This window comes from Pseudoalteromonas sp. US3C1004 (assembly GCF_048401065.1).
In the GTDB taxonomy this organism is placed as follows: Bacteria; Pseudomonadota; Gammaproteobacteria; order Enterobacterales; family Alteromonadaceae; genus Pseudoalteromonas; species Pseudoalteromonas undina.
Genome location: NZ_CP183073.1, coordinates 119,583 through 136,406 on the forward strand (window position 1 = coordinate 119,583; position 16,824 = coordinate 136,406).

Here is a 16,824-nt window from a genome sequence, read left to right on the forward strand (position 1 = left end):
AACCCCATGGCTTACTCTTATTCTGAAAAGAAACGTATCCGTAAGGATTTTGGTAAACGTCCACAAGTTTTGGATATACCTTTCTTACTGTCGACGCAGTTAGAATCGTTTAAAAAATTCTTAGTCCCGGACGCTGATGGCGATCATGGTTTGGAAGCTGCCTTCCGTTCTGTGTTCCCAATTAAAAGCTACTCGGGAAATTCTGAGCTTCAATACGTAAGTTATCGTATTGGTGAGCCAGTATTCGATGTAAAAGAATGTCAAATTCGCGGTGTGACTTATTCTGCTCCACTTCGCGTGAAACTGCGTCTTGTAGTAATGGACAAAGAAGCTCCAGGCACAGTTAAAGACATTAAAGAGCAAGAAGTTTACATGGGCGAAATTCCGCTCATGACCGATACCGGTACTTTTGTAATCAATGGTACAGAGCGTGTTATCGTTTCTCAGCTACACCGTAGCCCTGGTGTATTCTTTGATAACGACCGCGGTAAAACTCACTCGTCAGGTAAAGTGCTTTATAACGCACGTGTAATTCCTTACCGTGGTTCATGGTTAGACTTCGAATTTGATGCAAAAGATAACTTATATGTACGTATTGACCGTCGTCGTAAATTACCGGCGTCTATCATCTTACGTGCACTTGAGTACACGAGTGAAGAAATCCTAGATATCTTCTTCGATACTACTGCGTTTGAAATCGCTGACGGTAAAGTTCTTATGGAACTTGTGCCTTCACGTTTACGTGGTGAAACTGCCGCTTTTGATATCAAGAGCGAAGACGGTGAAGTCCTTGTTGAAAGCGGTCGTCGTGTTACGGCTCGCCACATCAAGAGCATCGAGAAAAAAGGCATTAAGCAATTAGAAGTACCACATGAGTACATCATTGGCCGTGTATTAGCGAAGAACTATGTTGATGAGTCAACAGGTGAAATCATTGCTACTGCAAATGACGAGCTAACGCTTGAAATGATGGCTGAATTGGTTAAAGCCGGTCACACGACCATTGATACACTATACATCAATGAAGTGGACAGCGGCGCTTACATGTCAAATACGTTGAATATTGACTCGTCAAGCAACCGTTTAGAAGCACTAGTAGAAATTTATCGCATGATGCGCCCAGGCGAGCCACCGACGAAAGACGCGGCTGAAGCCTTATTTGAGAACTTATTCTTCTCAGAAGAACGCTATGACTTATCAACAGTAGGTCGTATGAAGTTCAATAGCCGTGTTGGTTACGATTCAGACACAGGCCCTGGCACATTAAGCAAAGAAGACATCGTAGCGGTTATGAAAGTATTGATTGCTATTCGTAACGGTGTTGGCGATGTTGATGATATAGACCACTTAGGCAACCGTCGTATACGTAGTGTTGGCGAAATGGCTGAGAATCAATTCCGTGTAGGTTTAGTACGTGTAGAACGTGCTGTACGTGAGCGTTTAAGCTTAGGTGACCTTGATGCGGTAATGCCACAAGATCTTATTAACGCTAAGCCTATTTCGGCAGCGGTTAAAGAGTTCTTCGGCTCGTCTCAGTTATCACAGTTTATGGACCAAAATAACCCGCTATCAGAAGTAACGCATAAGCGTCGTATTTCTGCATTAGGTCCGGGCGGTCTAACTCGTGAACGCGCTGGCTTTGAAGTACGTGACGTTCACGTAACTCACTACGGTCGCGTATGTCCAATCGAGACTCCTGAGGGTCCAAACATCGGTCTAATTAACTCATTGTCTACGTATGCACGTACCAATGACTACGGTTTCTTAGAAACACCTTACCGCAAAGTGGTAGACGGTGTAGTAACTGATGAAGTTGATTACCTATCAGCCATTGAAGAAGGTCAGTTTGTTATCGCACAGGCGAACTCAAACTTAACTGAAACCAATGAGTTTGTAGATGAACTTATTCCATGTCGTCACAAAGGTGAATCAACCTTTATGGGTCGCATGGACCAGCAATATATGGATGTATCACCACAACAGGTGATCTCTGTAGCGGCAGCACTTATCCCGTTCCTAGAACACGATGATGCTAACCGTGCATTGATGGGTTCAAACATGCAACGTCAAGCAGTACCAACATTGAAAGCGGACAAACCGTTAGTAGGTACAGGTATTGAGTTAACACTAGCAAAAGATTCTGGTGTAACGATTGTTGCTAAACGTGGTGGTGAAGTAATGTATGCCGACGCAAGTCGCATCGTTGTTAATGTACATGAAGAAGAGCGCATCCCTGGTGAAGCGGGCATCGACATCTACAACTTAACCAAGTACACACGTTCTAACCAAAATACATGTATTAACCAAAAGCCGACTTGTATGGTTGGTGAGCCGGTTACTCGTGGCGATGTGTTAGCAGATGGTCCTTCGACTGACTTAGGTGACTTAGCCCTTGGTCAAAACCTTCGCGTGGCATTCATGCCATGGAACGGTTACAACTTCGAGGATTCAATCTTATTATCAGAGCGCGTAGTTGAAGAAGATCGTCTAACGACTATCCACATTCAAGAACTACAGTGTATCGCCCGTGATACTAAATTAGGCTCAGAAGAGATCACAGCAGATATCCCGAACGTGGGTGAATCTGCACTAGGCAAGCTTGATGAATCAGGCGTTGTATATATTGGTGCTGAAGTTAAAGGCGGCGATATCCTAGTAGGTAAAGTGACTCCGAAAGGCGAAACGCAATTAACACCAGAAGAGAAGCTACTACGTGCTATCTTCGGTGAAAAAGCGTCTGACGTTAAAGACAGCTCTTTACGTGTACCTAACTCTGTAACTGGTACTGTAATCGACGTACAAGTTTTCACCCGTGATGGTGTTGAAAAAGATAAGCGTGCGTTAGAAGTTGAAGACATGCAGCTTCGCGAAGCGAAGAAAGACTTCAACGAAGAGTTCCGTATTCTAGAAGCTGGTGTTTTAGAGCGTGCTCGCAAGTTACTTGTGGCAGCTGGCTTCGATGAAGACAACTTAGCGTCACTGAATGCTGAAAAGTTACTAACTCAAAGCCTTGCTGAAGAAGACAAGCAAGCTGAACTTGAGCAACTAGCTGCACAGTACGATGAGCTTAAAGCTGAATACGATAAGAAGTTTGAAAACAAACGTCGTAAAATTACCCAAGGTGATGACTTAGCACCAGGTGTACTTAAAATTGTTAAAGTATACTTAGCTGTTAAACGTCGTATCCAACCGGGTGATAAAATGGCGGGTCGTCACGGTAACAAAGGTGTTATCTCGACTATCGTACCAGTAGAAGATATGCCATACGATGACAAAGGTCGTACGGTAGATATCGTACTAAATCCACTAGGTGTACCATCGCGAATGAACATCGGTCAGATCCTTGAAACACATATGGGTCTAGCTGCACGCGGTATTGGTGAGCGCTTAGAAGAAATGATGAAAGAGCAACGCGAGCTTCATGAGCTACGTGAATTCATCAAACAAGCTTATGAGATCGGTGAATCTCGTCAGGTTGTGGATATCGCTAGTTTCTCTGATGACGAAATTCGTCGTTTAGCTGAAAACTTGAAAGGTGGTTTACCGATTGCTACTCCTGCATTTGATGGCGCGAAAGAAGACGAAATCAAAGACATGCTAGAGCTAGGCGGCTACCCTAGAAGTGGTCAGGTTACACTTTATGATGGCCGTACTGGCGATCAGTTTGAACGTCAAGTAACTGTAGGTTACATGTACATGCTTAAACTTAACCACTTGGTTGATGATAAGATGCACGCGCGTTCTACTGGTTCTTACAGCCTTGTTACTCAGCAGCCGCTGGGTGGTAAAGCACAGTTCGGTGGCCAGCGTTTTGGTGAGATGGAAGTATGGGCACTTGAAGCTTACGGTGCTGCTTACACTCTACAAGAAATGCTAACAGTGAAATCGGATGACGTGAACGGTCGTACTAAGATGTATAAAAACATCGTTGATGGTAACCATAAAATGGAACCAGGTATGCCAGAATCGTTCAACGTATTGTTGAAAGAAATCCGCTCACTGGGTATCAACATCGAGTTGGAAGAAAATTAAGCCAATTAGATGCTGCAGTGAACGCTGCAGCATCTGTTATGGCTGAATAGAATGTAGGGACGAGAACATCCGTCCTCAAGATTAACTCCGACAGGAGAGCTAAGGTGAAAGACTTACTTAAGTTTCTGAAGCAACAAAATAAGACCGAAGAATTCGATGCAATTCGCATTGGTCTTGCTTCACCAGACATGGTTCGTTCATGGTCATACGGTGAAGTAAAGAAACCTGAGACTATTAACTACCGTACTTTCAAGCCTGAGCGCGATGGCTTATTCTGTGCCCGTATTTTCGGCCCAGTGAAAGATTATGAGTGTTTATGTGGTAAATATAAACGCCTTAAACACCGTGGTGTGATCTGTGAAAAGTGTGGCGTTGAAGTAACACTCACTAAAGTGCGTCGTGACCGTATGGGTCATATAGAACTGGCAAGTCCAGTTGCGCATATATGGTTTTTAAAATCATTACCGTCACGTATCGGCTTAATGCTTGATATGACGCTTCGTGATATTGAACGTGTTCTTTACTTCGAATCATTCGTAGTAACTGAGCCTGGTATGACAACGCTTGAGCGTGGTCAGCTATTAGGTGAAGAAGAATACCTAGATGCCCTTGAAGAGCACGGCGATGAGTTTGAAGCGAAGATGGGTGCTGAAGCAGTATTAGACTTGCTTCGTGAACTCGATCTTGCTCAATTAATTGCAGAGATGCGTGAAGAGTTACCAACAATTAACTCTGAAACTAAGCGTAAAAAGATCACTAAACGTCTTAAGTTAATGGAATCGTTCCACCAATCAGGTAATAACCCTGAGTGGATGATCATGACAGTACTTCCAGTATTGCCACCTGACTTACGTCCATTAGTACCGCTAGACGGTGGCCGCTTTGCGACATCTGATCTAAATGACCTTTACCGTCGTGTTATTAACCGTAATAACCGTCTTAAGCGTCTACTAGATTTAGCTGCACCAGATATTATCGTACGCAACGAAAAACGTATGTTACAAGAAGCGGTTGATGCGCTACTTGATAACGGTCGTCGTGGTCGTGCAATTACAGGTTCTAACAAACGTCCACTTAAATCGCTTGCTGATATGATCAAAGGTAAGCAAGGTCGTTTCCGTCAGAACTTACTTGGTAAGCGTGTAGATTACTCTGGCCGTTCTGTAATCACGGTTGGTCCTACACTTAAGCTTCATCAGTGTGGTCTTCCTAAGAAGATGGCATTAGAGCTTTTCAAACCATTCATCTATGGCAAATTAGAACGTCGTGGCATGGCTACGACAATCAAAGCAGCTAAAAAGATGGTTGAGCGTGAAGTAGCGGAAGTATGGGATGTTCTAGACGAAGTAATTCGTGAACATCCAGTATTACTTAACCGTGCACCAACACTTCACCGTTTGGGTATCCAAGCGTTTGAACCTGTGCTTATCGAAGGTAAAGCGATTCATTTGCATCCATTAGTATGTGCGGCTTACAACGCCGACTTCGATGGTGACCAAATGGCGGTACACGTACCGCTAACAATTGAAGCGCAGCTAGAAGCTCGTGCGTTAATGATGTCTACAAACAACATCTTATCGCCTGCTAATGGTGAGCCAATCATCGTTCCTTCACAGGACGTTGTATTAGGTCTTTATTACATGACGCGTGACCGCATTAACGCCAAAGGCGAAGGCACCGTATTTAAAGATCCTAAAGAAGCAGAAAAAGCATACCGTAGTGGTAATGCCGACCTTCACGCAAAAGTGAAAGTACGTATTAGCCAATCAGTAGCTAATGAAGATGGTGTTGTAGAAGATACAATTACTATCATTGATACTACAGTGGGTCGTGCAATTCTGTCTCTTATTTTACCTAAAGGTATGCCGTTTGAGTCAATCAACCAAGCTCTAGGTAAAAAGCAAATTTCTAGCTTATTAAATGAGTGTTACCGTCGTCTTGGTTTAAAAGACACAGTTGTGTTTGCTGACCAAGTTATGTACACCGGTTTCCACTACGCAATGAAGTCAGGTGTTTCAATTGGTATCGATGACTTAGTTATCCCACCAGTGAAAGCATCAATCATTGAAGCAGCAGAAGCTGAAGTAACTGAAATCAACCAACAATTCCAATCAGGTCTTGTTACGGCTGGTGAAAAGTACAACAAAGTTATCGATATCTGGTCACGTGTAAATGAAAACTTATCACGTGAAATGATGGCTAACTTGTCAAAAGACACCGTAGTGAATGCGCAAGGTGAAGAAGAAGAGCAACCGTCATTTAACTCAGTGTTTATGATGGCCGACTCAGGTGCTCGTGGTAGTGCCGCTCAGATCCGTCAGCTAGCAGGTATGCGTGGTCTAATGGCACGTCCAGATGGTTCAATCATCGAGACGCCAATCACGGCTAACTTCCGTGAAGGTCTAAACGTACTTCAGTACTTCATCTCAACGCACGGTGCGCGTAAAGGTCTTGCCGATACAGCACTGAAAACAGCGAACTCGGGTTACCTAACGCGTCGTCTAGTAGACGTTGCACAAGATTTGGTAATCAATGAAGACGATTGTGGCACAGAAGATGGCTTAACAATGAAACCGCTTATTGAAGGTGGTGACGTTGTAGAAGCACTTCGCGAACGTGTACTAGGTCGTGTTGTTGCTGAGCCTGTTGTTATCCCTGGTACTAATACAGTACTTGTAGAACGTAACATCATGCTTGACGAAAAACTGTGTGACCTTTTAGAAGAGCACTCAGTTGATGAAGTTCGTGTACGTTCAGTTATCACTTGTGATAACGACTTTGGTGTTTGTGCTAAGTGTTATGGTCGTGACCTAGCACGTGGTCATATCATCAATGCGGGTGAATCAGTAGGTGTTATCGCGGCACAATCAATCGGTGAGCCGGGTACACAGCTTACGATGCGTACATTCCACATCGGTGGTGCGGCATCAAGAGCGTCTGCTGAAAATAATGTACAAGTTAAAACTAACGGTACATTAAAACTTCACAACGCTAAGTATGTATTAAATACAGACGGTAAGATTGTTATTACCTCTCGTTCTACAGAAATCACTATCATTGATAGCTATGGTCGTGAGAAAGAACGTTATAAAGTACCTTACGGTGCGGTATTAACAGTGCAAGACAATGCAGAAGTTCAAGGTAACGACATTGTTGCTACTTGGGACCCGCATAGTCACCCAATCGTTCTTGAGCATAAATCAAAAGTATCGTTCAGCGATATCGATGATTCAAATACTGAAGCACAGACTGACGAACTAACGGGTTTAACTCGTGTAGTTGTTAAAGATCTTGCTAAAGCGAATGCGAAAGAGCCGAAACTTATCATTGAAAGTGATGAGCGTGGCTTGCAAGAAACACGTCTTCCTTCATTCACTACGATTGAAGTAACAGACGGCGCGACTGCAAACCCAGGTGACGTACTAGCACGTATTCCGCAAGAAGGTTCGAAAACTCGTGATATCACGGGTGGTCTACCACGCGTAGCCGACTTATTTGAAGCGCGTAAGCCGAAAGATCCAGCTATCTTAGCTGAAATCACCGGTACGATTAGCTTCGGTAAAGAGACTAAAGGTAAGAAACGTTTAGTTATTACTCCAGCTGAAGGCGATCATTACGAAGAAATGATCCCTAAGTGGCGTCAACTTAACGTGTTTGAAGGTGAGCAAGTGTCTAAAGGTGAAGTTATCGCCGATGGTCCAGAATCACCGCATGACATCTTACGCCTACGTGGTGTGACTCATGTTGCTAACTACATTGTTAACGAAGTGCAAGAGGTTTACCGTTTGCAGGGCGTTAAGATCAATGATAAGCACATTGAAACTATTATTCGTCAAATGCTACGTAAATGTATCATTCTAGACGGTGGTGATACTGAGTTCTTAGCCGGTGAGCAAATTGAAGTGGCACGCGTTAATATCGCAAACCGCGACCTTGAAGCTCAAGGTAAGATCCCAGCTAAGTTTGAAATCCAGTTAATGGGTATCACTAAAGCATCACTAGCGACAGAATCTTTCATCTCAGCAGCCTCGTTCCAGGAGACAACTCGTGTCCTAACAGAAGCCGCTGTAAATGGTAAGAGCGATGAGTTACGCGGTCTGAAAGAAAACGTAATTGTGGGTCGATTGATCCCAGCCGGTACCGGTTTTGCGTATCATCAAGATCGTATGGCTCGTCGTAAGCAAAAAGACGTTGTTGAAGAGCAAACGGTAAGTGCAGAAGAGGCGACTCAAGCACTAACTGATGCCTTAAACGCGGATTTATCTGGAAATCAATAAACCGAATCTAATCAATGGATTAGAGTTTAGCAAGGTAGTTATCTACTGCCTTGCGAGCGGTTTAGGTTGACAGGTCAATCTTTGCTCATTAAAATTCCGCCACCCATTTACTTGCACGTTTAATACATGCTCGTAAAACAAGGGCGGATTTTTTATTTTTTTCAGTAGTAATTTTAATTTCAGGAGCTATTTAAATGGCAACTATTAACCAGCTAGTGCGTAAGCCACGTCGTAGCAAGGTTACTAAAAGTAACTCAGCTGCGCTTAAAGCGTGTCCGCAAAAGCGTGGTGTATGTACTCGCGTATATACAACTACACCTAAGAAACCAAACTCGGCGTTACGTAAAGTAGCTCGTGTACGTTTAACTAACGGTTTCGAAGTAACTTCATACATCGGTGGTGAAGGTCATAACCTTCAAGAGCACAGTGTAATCCTAATCCGTGGTGGTCGTGTTAAAGATTTACCAGGTGTGCGTTTCCACACTGTACGTGGTGCACTTGACTGTGCAGGCGTAAGCGACCGTCGTCAAGCTCGTTCTAAATACGGTGCAAAACGCCCTAAAGGCTAATTGTATTCCGTTAGTAAGGCCAAGCACTAAATATTATTAATTATTGTTTTGGGTTATTGTTCCAAAAGGACAAACCTGAATAAACCGGAGATACAAAATGCCTAGAAGACGCGTAATAGGTCAACGTAAAATTCTTCCAGATCCTAAGTTCGGATCGGAACTTCTTGCAAAATTCGTTAACATCGTAATGTTAGACGGCAAGAAATCTACTGCTGAAAAAATCGTTTATGGTGCGCTAGACGTGGCTGCTGAGAAATCAGGCAAGTCGCACCTAGAAATCTTTGAAACTGCACTTGATAACATCCGTCCACAGGTAGAGGTTAAATCTCGCCGTGTTGGTGGTTCAACTTATCAAGTACCAGTTGAAGTACGTCCAGTACGTCGCAACGCATTAGGTATGCGTTGGTTAGTAGACGCTGCACGTAAGCGTGGCGAAAAATCTATGGGCTTACGTTTAGCTCAAGAAATCGTTGACGCTGCTGATAACAAAGGCACTGCGGTTAAGAAACGTGAAGACGTTCACCGTATGGCTGAAGCGAATAAAGCATTCGCTCATTACCGTTGGTAATCTGTCCTTAACCTTTAAGAGGATTTTATGGCACGTACAACTCCACTTGAGCGTTACCGCAATATCGGTATTTGTGCTCACGTAGATGCAGGCAAAACCACCACAACAGAACGTGTTCTGTTCTACACCGGTCTTTCTCATAAGATCGGTGAAGTGCATGATGGCGCTGCAACTATGGATTGGATGGAGCAGGAACAAGAGCGTGGTATCACAATCACTTCTGCTGCAACAACGTGTTTCTGGAAAGGGATGGACGCTCAATTTGACGACCATCGCATCAATATTATTGATACCCCAGGACACGTAGATTTCACTATCGAAGTAGAGCGTTCTTTACGTGTACTAGATGGTGCGGTAGTTGTTCTTTGTGCTTCATCGGGTGTACAGCCGCAAACTGAGACAGTTTGGCGTCAAGCGAACAAATACGAAGTTCCGAGAATGATCTTCGTAAATAAAATGGATCGCACGGGCGCTGACTTTTTAACGGTTGTAAGCCAGGTGAAATCTCGTCTTGGAGCAACGCCTGTTCCAGTCCAGCTGCCTATTGGCGCTGAAGACGACTTTAAAGGTGTTATTGACCTTATTAAAATGAAAGCCATTAACTGGAATGATAAAGACCAGGGTATGACTTTCTCTTATGAGGCAATACCGGCAGAACTTCAGGAATTAGCCGAAGAATGGCGCTCTCACTTAGTTGAAAGCGCTGCTGAAGCTACTGAAGAACTAATGGATAAATACTTAGAAGGTGAAGAGTTAAGCGAAGCAGAAATTAAAAATGCTTTGCGTCAACGCACATTAGCGAACGAAATTGTTCCCATGACGTGTGGTAGTGCATTTAAAAACAAAGGTGTTCAAGCTGTGCTTGATTGCGTTGTTGAATATATGCCATCACCAACACAAGTGAAACAAATCCAAGGTATCTTAGAAAATGGTACTGAGGAAGAGCGTCCTGCTGATGATAAAGCGCCGTTTGCTGCTCTTGCATTCAAGATTGCAACAGACCCGTTTGTTGGCACTTTAACCTTTTTCCGTGTTTACTCTGGTACTGTTAAACAGGGTGACGCGGTATATAACCCAGTAAAAAGTAAGCGTGAGCGTCTTGGTCGTATCGTTCAGATGCATTCAAACTCACGTGAAGAGATCAAAGAAGTCCACGCAGGCGACATCGCGGCGGCTATTGGTCTCAAAGACGTAACAACAGGTGAAACACTGTGTGATCCGAACTCTATTATTACGCTTGAGCGTATGGAGTTCCCAGAACCAGTTATCTCTGTTGCGGTTGAGCCTCGCACAATCGCTGACCAGGATAAAATGGGTATCGCGCTAGGAAAACTAGCTGCAGAAGATCCATCTTTCCGCGTACAAACTGACGAAGAATCAGGCCAGACTATTATCTCTGGCATGGGTGAACTTCACCTTGATATCATTGTCGACCGTATGAAACGTGAATTCAGTGTTGAATGTAACGTTGGTAAGCCGCAGGTTGCATACCGAGAAGCTATTCGTTCAACTGTTGAAGTTGAAGGAAAGTTTGTACGTCAATCAGGTGGTCGTGGTCAATATGGTCACGTCTGGCTTAAACTTGAACCGATGGATATTTCGGATGATGAAGCCCCAATTTACGAGTTCGTAAACGAAACCGTAGGTGGCTCAGTGCCGAAAGAATACATCCCTGCGGTAGACAAAGGTATCCAAGAGCAAATGGCTCAAGGTGTACTGGCAGGCTACCCATTACTTGGTGTTAAAGCGACTTTATATGATGGTTCATTCCATGATGTAGATTCGAATGAAATGGCATTTAAAATAGCAGGTTCACTGGCTATGAGACAAGGTGCGCTAGATGCAAACCCTGCACTTTTAGAACCAGTAATGAAGGTTGAAGTACTCACTCCTGAAGCAAACATGGGTGATGTAGTTGGCGACCTAAACCGTCGTCGCGGCATGATCGAAGGCATGGAAGATGCACTTGGTGGCCTTAAGCAAATTAATGCTGTGGTACCACTATCTGAAATGTTCGGTTATGCGACTGCTTTACGATCTGCAACACAGGGCCGTGCCTCATACTCTATGGAGTTTTTGAAGTACGCTGAAGCCTCTAAGCAGGTTGCAGATACAATAATTTCAGCTCGCGCTGTTATATGATTTTAGCTTGTCTGGCTCAATACTGAGTCAGGCTTTAATTTCTTTATTAGGAATTTTTTAAGATGGCAAAAGAAAAGTTTGAACGCGTAAAACCGCACGTAAACGTTGGTACAATCGGCCACGTTGACCACGGTAAAACTACACTAACTGCAGCAATCACTAACGTACTTGCAAAAGTATACGGCGGTGTTGCTAAAGATTTCGCATCAATCGATAACGCTCCAGAAGAGCGCGAGCGTGGTATCACAATCTCAACTTCACACGTTGAGTACGATACGCCTACTCGTCACTACGCACACGTAGATTGTCCTGGTCACGCCGATTATGTTAAAAACATGATCACTGGTGCTGCTCAAATGGACGGCGCTATCTTAGTAGTTGCTGCGACTGATGGCCCTATGCCACAAACTCGTGAGCACATCCTACTTTCTCGCCAAGTTGGCGTTCCTTACATCGTTGTGTTCATGAACAAATGTGACATGGTTGATGATGAAGAGCTACTTGAGCTAGTAGAAATGGAAGTTCGTGAACTTCTTTCTGAATACGACTTCCCAGGTGATGACTTACCACTAATTCAAGGTTCTGCACTTAAAGCACTTGAAGGCGAAGAGCAATGGGAAGCTAAAATTGTAGAGCTTGCAGAAGCACTAGATTCTTACATTCCAGAGCCAGAGCGTGACATCGATAAGCCATTCATCATGCCTATCGAAGACGTTTTCTCAATCCAAGGTCGTGGTACTGTTGTAACTGGCCGTGTTGAAGCTGGTATCATCAACGTGAATGACGAAGTTGAAATCGTTGGTATCAAAGAGACTACTAAGTCTACTTGTACTGGTGTTGAAATGTTCCGTAAGCTTCTTGACGAAGGTCGTGCTGGTGAGAACATTGGTGCACTTCTACGTGGTACTAAGCGTGAAGACGTTGAACGTGGTCAAGTACTAGCTAAGCCTGGTTCAATCAACCCACACACAACATTCACTTCAGAAGTATACGTACTTTCTAAAGATGAAGGTGGTCGTCATACTCCATTCTTCAAAGGTTACCGTCCACAGTTCTACTTCCGTACAACTGACGTAACAGGTGACGTACAGTTACCAGAAGGCGTAGAAATGGTAATGCCTGGTGATAACGTTAAGATGACAGTAACTCTAATCGCGCCAATCGCGATGGACGAAGGTCTTCGTTTCGCTATCCGTGAAGGTGGCCGTACTGTTGGTGCTGGTGTTGTTGCAACTATCGTTGAGTAATCAACTGTTGTAATGCATTAAGCATTAAAAAAACCCGAGCTTAGTCTCGGGTTTTTTAATGCTTGAAGAAAAGTGATTAGCTATCAGCTTTTAGCTGCTCGGTGCTAATGTAAGCTAAGTCGCCTGAGTTAGTAATAACCTCGAGTAGAAGCCAGTGCTTTAAGAACCTCTGAATATCTATAGTTTAATACTTGAGCGCTGTTTTTTCACAGGAGGGAATATGACTATACGCTAAAACTTAGCAAAGGCATGTCTATTCATTGAATAGCTATCGACTCTTATAGACTATTAGCCTAAGCTAAAAATAGCTTAAATTTACAACAGGAAATGGGCGATGAATAATAAAAATAATTATCCGCAAGGTATATTTTGCTGGGCTGAACTGTGTACTCATAATTGGAAAGATGGAAAAGCTTTTTATACCTCGTTGTTTGAATGGGGGAATGACGACCAGCCAATTGGCGAAGATGAATATTACACAATGCTTCAAAAGCAAGGTGACGATATTGCTGCCATGTACCAAATGCCTAAAGAGCAAATGGACGATTCCGCACCTAGCTACTGGCTTACCTATATTGCGGTAGATGATGTTGATACATGTGCAATTAAGGCGCAAAAGCTAGGCGCGCAAATTATAGCAGGGCCTCACAATGTTATGAATGCAGGGCGCATGTTAATGCTTAAAGACCCAACCGGGGCCACCGTGGCGTTATGGCAAGGTAAAGAGCATATAGGATGTCAGCGTCCTTGTGAGCTCGGCACGCCTTATTGGCACGAAATGGCAACGCGTGATAGCGAAGCGAGCCGTCACTTTTATTGCGAATTACTAGGTTGGCAAAGTGAAATAAAGCCTATGGAAGGTATGGATTACACCTTGTTCTTAGTTGCAGGTAAGCCTGTAGCGGGCATGCTACAAATGAATAATGAGTGGCCAGAAGACGTGCCTCCCCATTGGATGATTTACTTTGCCGTGGATAACTGCGATAGCTATGTAAAAAAAGCGGCGATCCTTGGAGGGAAAGTGTGCGTACCTGCTACAGATATCCCTGATGTAGGGCGTTTTAGTGTTATTTGCGATCCTCAAGGGGCTGTTTTTTCTATTATTGAATCGGCAATGGATGATATTAAAGCTTAGTAATTGGTAATGCTTAGGATTAATTTTAGGCTTTAGTATGGTTATTTAGTCGCAGTAATTATGTGCTTTTTTGCTATAATGGCGGTAATTACACCGCCAGTCAGCAAGAGAGTCCAATGGAACTTGAACAAGATAGCAATTTAACCCTCCCTTTATTTATTCTAGATGAGACACTAAGTACCCGTGACTTAGCGCAGCCTGACGTGGAAATTTCAGTTATTTTAAGTGATGAGCTACTGACTCAGCTATGCCAAAACCCCAGTGCTGACAGTAGTATTGGCATAAGCATTACAGACTATGAATTGAATATCATCAATTCAAGCTTTTCAAGTGTAGTGCAAAGCGAACATAACGCTCAACTAACGCTTACTCAAGGTCCTCTATTAAGCGCTGTAGTGACTACAGTTGATGAGCTGACATTCGTATCACCTCAAGTTGATATGATGCCCACGTTCGATTTGGGCGATGAGGCAGAGTAATGAAAAAGATCATTATAAGTACATTTGTACTGATTATTTTAAGTGGCTGTGCCTACCTAGGAAATGCTCATTATAACGAACTGTTTGGTCCCGAAAAAACACAAGCGCGTATTGTTGACGCTAATAGTGGTGATGGCGCCGAATTTCTTCAGCATGTAAAGCCTGTAATAGATACTCGCTGCGTGGTTTGCCATGGTTGTTATGATGCGCCTTGCCAGTTGAAGTTGTCGTCTCCTGAGGGAATAGATAGAGGGCTAAGTAAAGAGTTGGTGTACGACGGTACTCGGTTGTTAGCCTCAACGCCGAGCCGATTATTATTTGATGCAACCACCACTGAGCAATGGCGTGAAAAAGAGTTTAGCCCGGTATTAAACGAGCGAGCACAAAATGAAGAAGCCAATTTAGCCGGTAGTGTGTTATTTAACACGCTGGTATTAAAGCAAAGTTCACCTTTGCCAGAAGATGAAGTATTAGATGAACGCTTTGATTTTTCGCTTAGTCGCAACCAAAGTTGTGCGACCATGGGTGAATTTGACCAATTAGCGGATGAGCAACCGCATGCGGGTATGCCTTATGGCTTACCAGGGGTGTCGGCTGCTGAATTTCAGCATCTACAAAATTGGATTAAAAAAGGTGGGAAAATGGCGCATATCAAGCCGCCATCAGCTGCTGAGCTTGCAAAGGTAAAAAACTGGGAAGCATTTTTAAATCAAGATGGTTTGAAGTATCAGTTATCAGCGCGTTATATTTATGAACATTGGTTTTTAGCGCACATCTATTTTAGTGATGCGCAATCACCAAACTTTTTTAAGTTGGTGCGTTCAAGCACTCCTCCTGGGGAAGATATTAAGTTAATTAGCGCTCGTCGCCCTTATGATAACCCAAATGTTGAGCGTGTTTATTATCGACTGCTTCACGACCGTTCTACTATTTTGTCAAAAACGCATTTGCCACTTAAGTTAACGGATGAGAAGTTAACGCGCTTATATCAGCAGTTCATCGCACCAAAATACACTGTATCTAGCTTACCAAGCTATGAGCCAGCACTTGCATCAAACCCATTTAAAACTTTTGAAGCACTGCCTATTGATGCTAAGTATCAATTTATGCTCGATGAAGCTGAGTTAATTATTATGGGCTTCATTAAAGGGCCTGTCTGTCGTGGTCAAATAGCACTGAACGTGATTAATGACCATTTTTGGGTGGCATTTGCCGATCCTGAAAAAGTGGCGACTCCAGAGGTTGGTAAAATGCTAATGCAACATGAAGACGCATTAGAGTTACCAGCAGCCGAGGAGAGTAATGCGTTACCTATTTCTAACTGGGTAAAATACTCAGTTCGCGAAAAACGCTATTTAAAAGCCAAGGTAGAGCTAGCTAATAAAATGTTCAAAAATGGCGAGCACTTAACTACTGATTTACTGTGGAAAGGGGAAGGGCATAACCAAAATGCGGCGCTGACAATTTTTCGCCATTTTGATAGTGCAACAGTTGTAAAAGGGCTTGTTGGCCAGCAACCTAAAACGATGTGGGTACTTGATTATGCATTGTTTGAGCGTATTCACTACTTACTAGTGGCAGGCTTTGATGTGTATGGCAATATTGGCCATCAATTGATAACACGTTTATATATGGATTTTTTACGCTTGGAAGGTGAGCAAAACTTTCTTGCGTTATTACCAGAGTCACAACGCGAAGCTATTAAGCAAAGCTGGTATCGTAAATCACCGCCAAGTCTATCGACCTTTTTCGAAAATAACCGTGAGTTTAGTCAACCCAGCGGTATTAGTTACCAAACTGATAAGCCACAATCAGAGTTATATGGATTAATTAAACAAACGCTTGAGCCGGTATTAAGTCCTCGTTATGACTATAAAAAAGTACCCGCACCATTAAGTGCAATTAACACCATGCCCGCTAAAGCAATTAACTTACTCCCGCAGCTATCGTATGTGTTAGTAAAAGAGCAAGATGAGCACAAGGCTTATACGATTATTCATCATAACGCGCATTATAATATTTCGAGCTTATTAAACGAAGACGGCCAGCGTGCTTATGAAGAAGATACCGTGACAATTGTGCCAGGTTTTATTGGTGATTACCCATCAGCAATTTGGTATTTAAATAACCCGCAACAAGTTGCTGCATTTGCAGAGCAGTTACCGCTTATGCAAGTAGAGGCGGATTATCGGGCTTTAAAGTCTAAGTTTGCGATTCGTCGAACGCACCCTCAGTTTTGGCAATACAGCGATATATTACATCACGTTGCCCGCCAGTATCGAGGGGTTGAATTTGGTATGTTTGATTATAACCGCTTAGAAAATCGTTAATGATATTGTAAGTAGCCCAGCTTTTTAGTTGGGCTTTTTTATATC

Annotated in this window: 9 protein-coding genes; all 9 read left to right on the forward strand. The window is 43.3% G+C overall.

Features of this window, described 5'->3' with window-relative positions; all coding sequences use genetic code 11:
* The first annotated feature begins 6 nt into the window (after nt 1-6).
* The 9 genes from rpoB to ACNSN3_RS00615 all read left to right on the forward strand — a co-directional run bounded on the left by rpoB (nt 7) and on the right by ACNSN3_RS00615 (nt 16,779).
* Nucleotides 7-4,032 (forward strand): DNA-directed RNA polymerase subunit beta, encoded by a 4,026-nt coding sequence (gene rpoB / locus ACNSN3_RS00575; protein WP_010392125.1) that lies wholly within the window; start codon nt 7-9, stop codon nt 4,030-4,032.
* Between the two features lie 104 nt (nt 4,033-4,136).
* Complete coding sequence (gene rpoC / locus ACNSN3_RS00580; RefSeq protein WP_054202751.1) at nt 4,137-8,309, forward strand: DNA-directed RNA polymerase subunit beta'; 4,173 nt, start codon at nt 4,137-4,139, stop codon at nt 8,307-8,309.
* A 194-nt stretch (nt 8,310-8,503) separates the two neighbouring features.
* Nucleotides 8,504-8,878, forward strand: coding sequence for a 30S ribosomal protein S12 (rpsL, locus tag ACNSN3_RS00585; RefSeq protein WP_002958885.1), 375 nt, complete (start codon nt 8,504-8,506; stop codon nt 8,876-8,878).
* A 97-nt stretch (nt 8,879-8,975) separates the two neighbouring features.
* A complete protein-coding gene (gene rpsG, locus ACNSN3_RS00590) occupies nt 8,976-9,446 on the forward strand; it encodes a 30S ribosomal protein S7 (protein ID WP_010392135.1) in 471 nt (156 codons plus the stop codon).
* Between the two features lie 27 nt (nt 9,447-9,473).
* Complete coding sequence (gene fusA, locus ACNSN3_RS00595) at nt 9,474-11,588, forward strand: elongation factor G (RefSeq protein WP_010392137.1); 2,115 nt, start codon at nt 9,474-9,476, stop codon at nt 11,586-11,588.
* Between the two features lie 62 nt (nt 11,589-11,650).
* Nucleotides 11,651-12,835, forward strand: a complete 1,185-nt coding sequence (tuf, locus tag ACNSN3_RS00600; RefSeq protein ID WP_109875886.1) for an elongation factor Tu — start codon at nt 11,651-11,653, stop codon at nt 12,833-12,835.
* A gap of 334 nt (nt 12,836-13,169) precedes the next feature.
* Nucleotides 13,170-13,970 carry a VOC family protein gene (locus ACNSN3_RS00605; protein ID WP_418608131.1) on the forward strand — a complete coding sequence of 267 codons (801 nt, stop codon included), beginning with the start codon at nt 13,170-13,172 and terminating at the stop codon, nt 13,968-13,970.
* A gap of 116 nt (nt 13,971-14,086) precedes the next feature.
* Nucleotides 14,087-14,449 carry a hypothetical protein gene (locus tag ACNSN3_RS00610; protein ID WP_010390337.1) on the forward strand — a complete coding sequence of 121 codons (363 nt, stop codon included), beginning with the start codon at nt 14,087-14,089 and terminating at the stop codon, nt 14,447-14,449.
* Nucleotides 14,449-16,779, forward strand: coding sequence for a fatty acid cis/trans isomerase (locus ACNSN3_RS00615; RefSeq protein WP_055012289.1), 2,331 nt, complete (start codon nt 14,449-14,451; stop codon nt 16,777-16,779). Before ACNSN3_RS00610 ends, ACNSN3_RS00615 begins: the two co-directional genes overlap by 1 nt.
* Nucleotides 16,780-16,824 lie beyond the last annotated feature (45 nt).

What these genes read in the sequence shown, in the direction of transcription:
- tuf (WP_109875886.1), top strand. Translation starts at nt 11,651, where the DNA reads ATGGCAAAAGAAAAGTTTGAACGCGTAAAACCGCACGTAAACGTTGGT.
- rpsL (WP_002958885.1), top strand. Translation starts at nt 8,504, where the DNA reads ATGGCAACTATTAACCAGCTAGTGCGTAAGCCACGTCGTAGCAAGGTT.
- rpsG (WP_010392135.1), top strand. Translation starts at nt 8,976, where the DNA reads ATGCCTAGAAGACGCGTAATAGGTCAACGTAAAATTCTTCCAGATCCT.
- ACNSN3_RS00605 (WP_418608131.1), top strand. Translation starts at nt 13,170, where the DNA reads ATGAATAATAAAAATAATTATCCGCAAGGTATATTTTGCTGGGCTGAA.
- ACNSN3_RS00615 (WP_055012289.1), top strand. Translation starts at nt 14,449, where the DNA reads ATGAAAAAGATCATTATAAGTACATTTGTACTGATTATTTTAAGTGGC.
- ACNSN3_RS00610 (WP_010390337.1), top strand. Translation starts at nt 14,087, where the DNA reads ATGGAACTTGAACAAGATAGCAATTTAACCCTCCCTTTATTTATTCTA.
- rpoB (WP_010392125.1), top strand. Translation starts at nt 7, where the DNA reads ATGGCTTACTCTTATTCTGAAAAGAAACGTATCCGTAAGGATTTTGGT.
- fusA (WP_010392137.1), top strand. Translation starts at nt 9,474, where the DNA reads ATGGCACGTACAACTCCACTTGAGCGTTACCGCAATATCGGTATTTGT.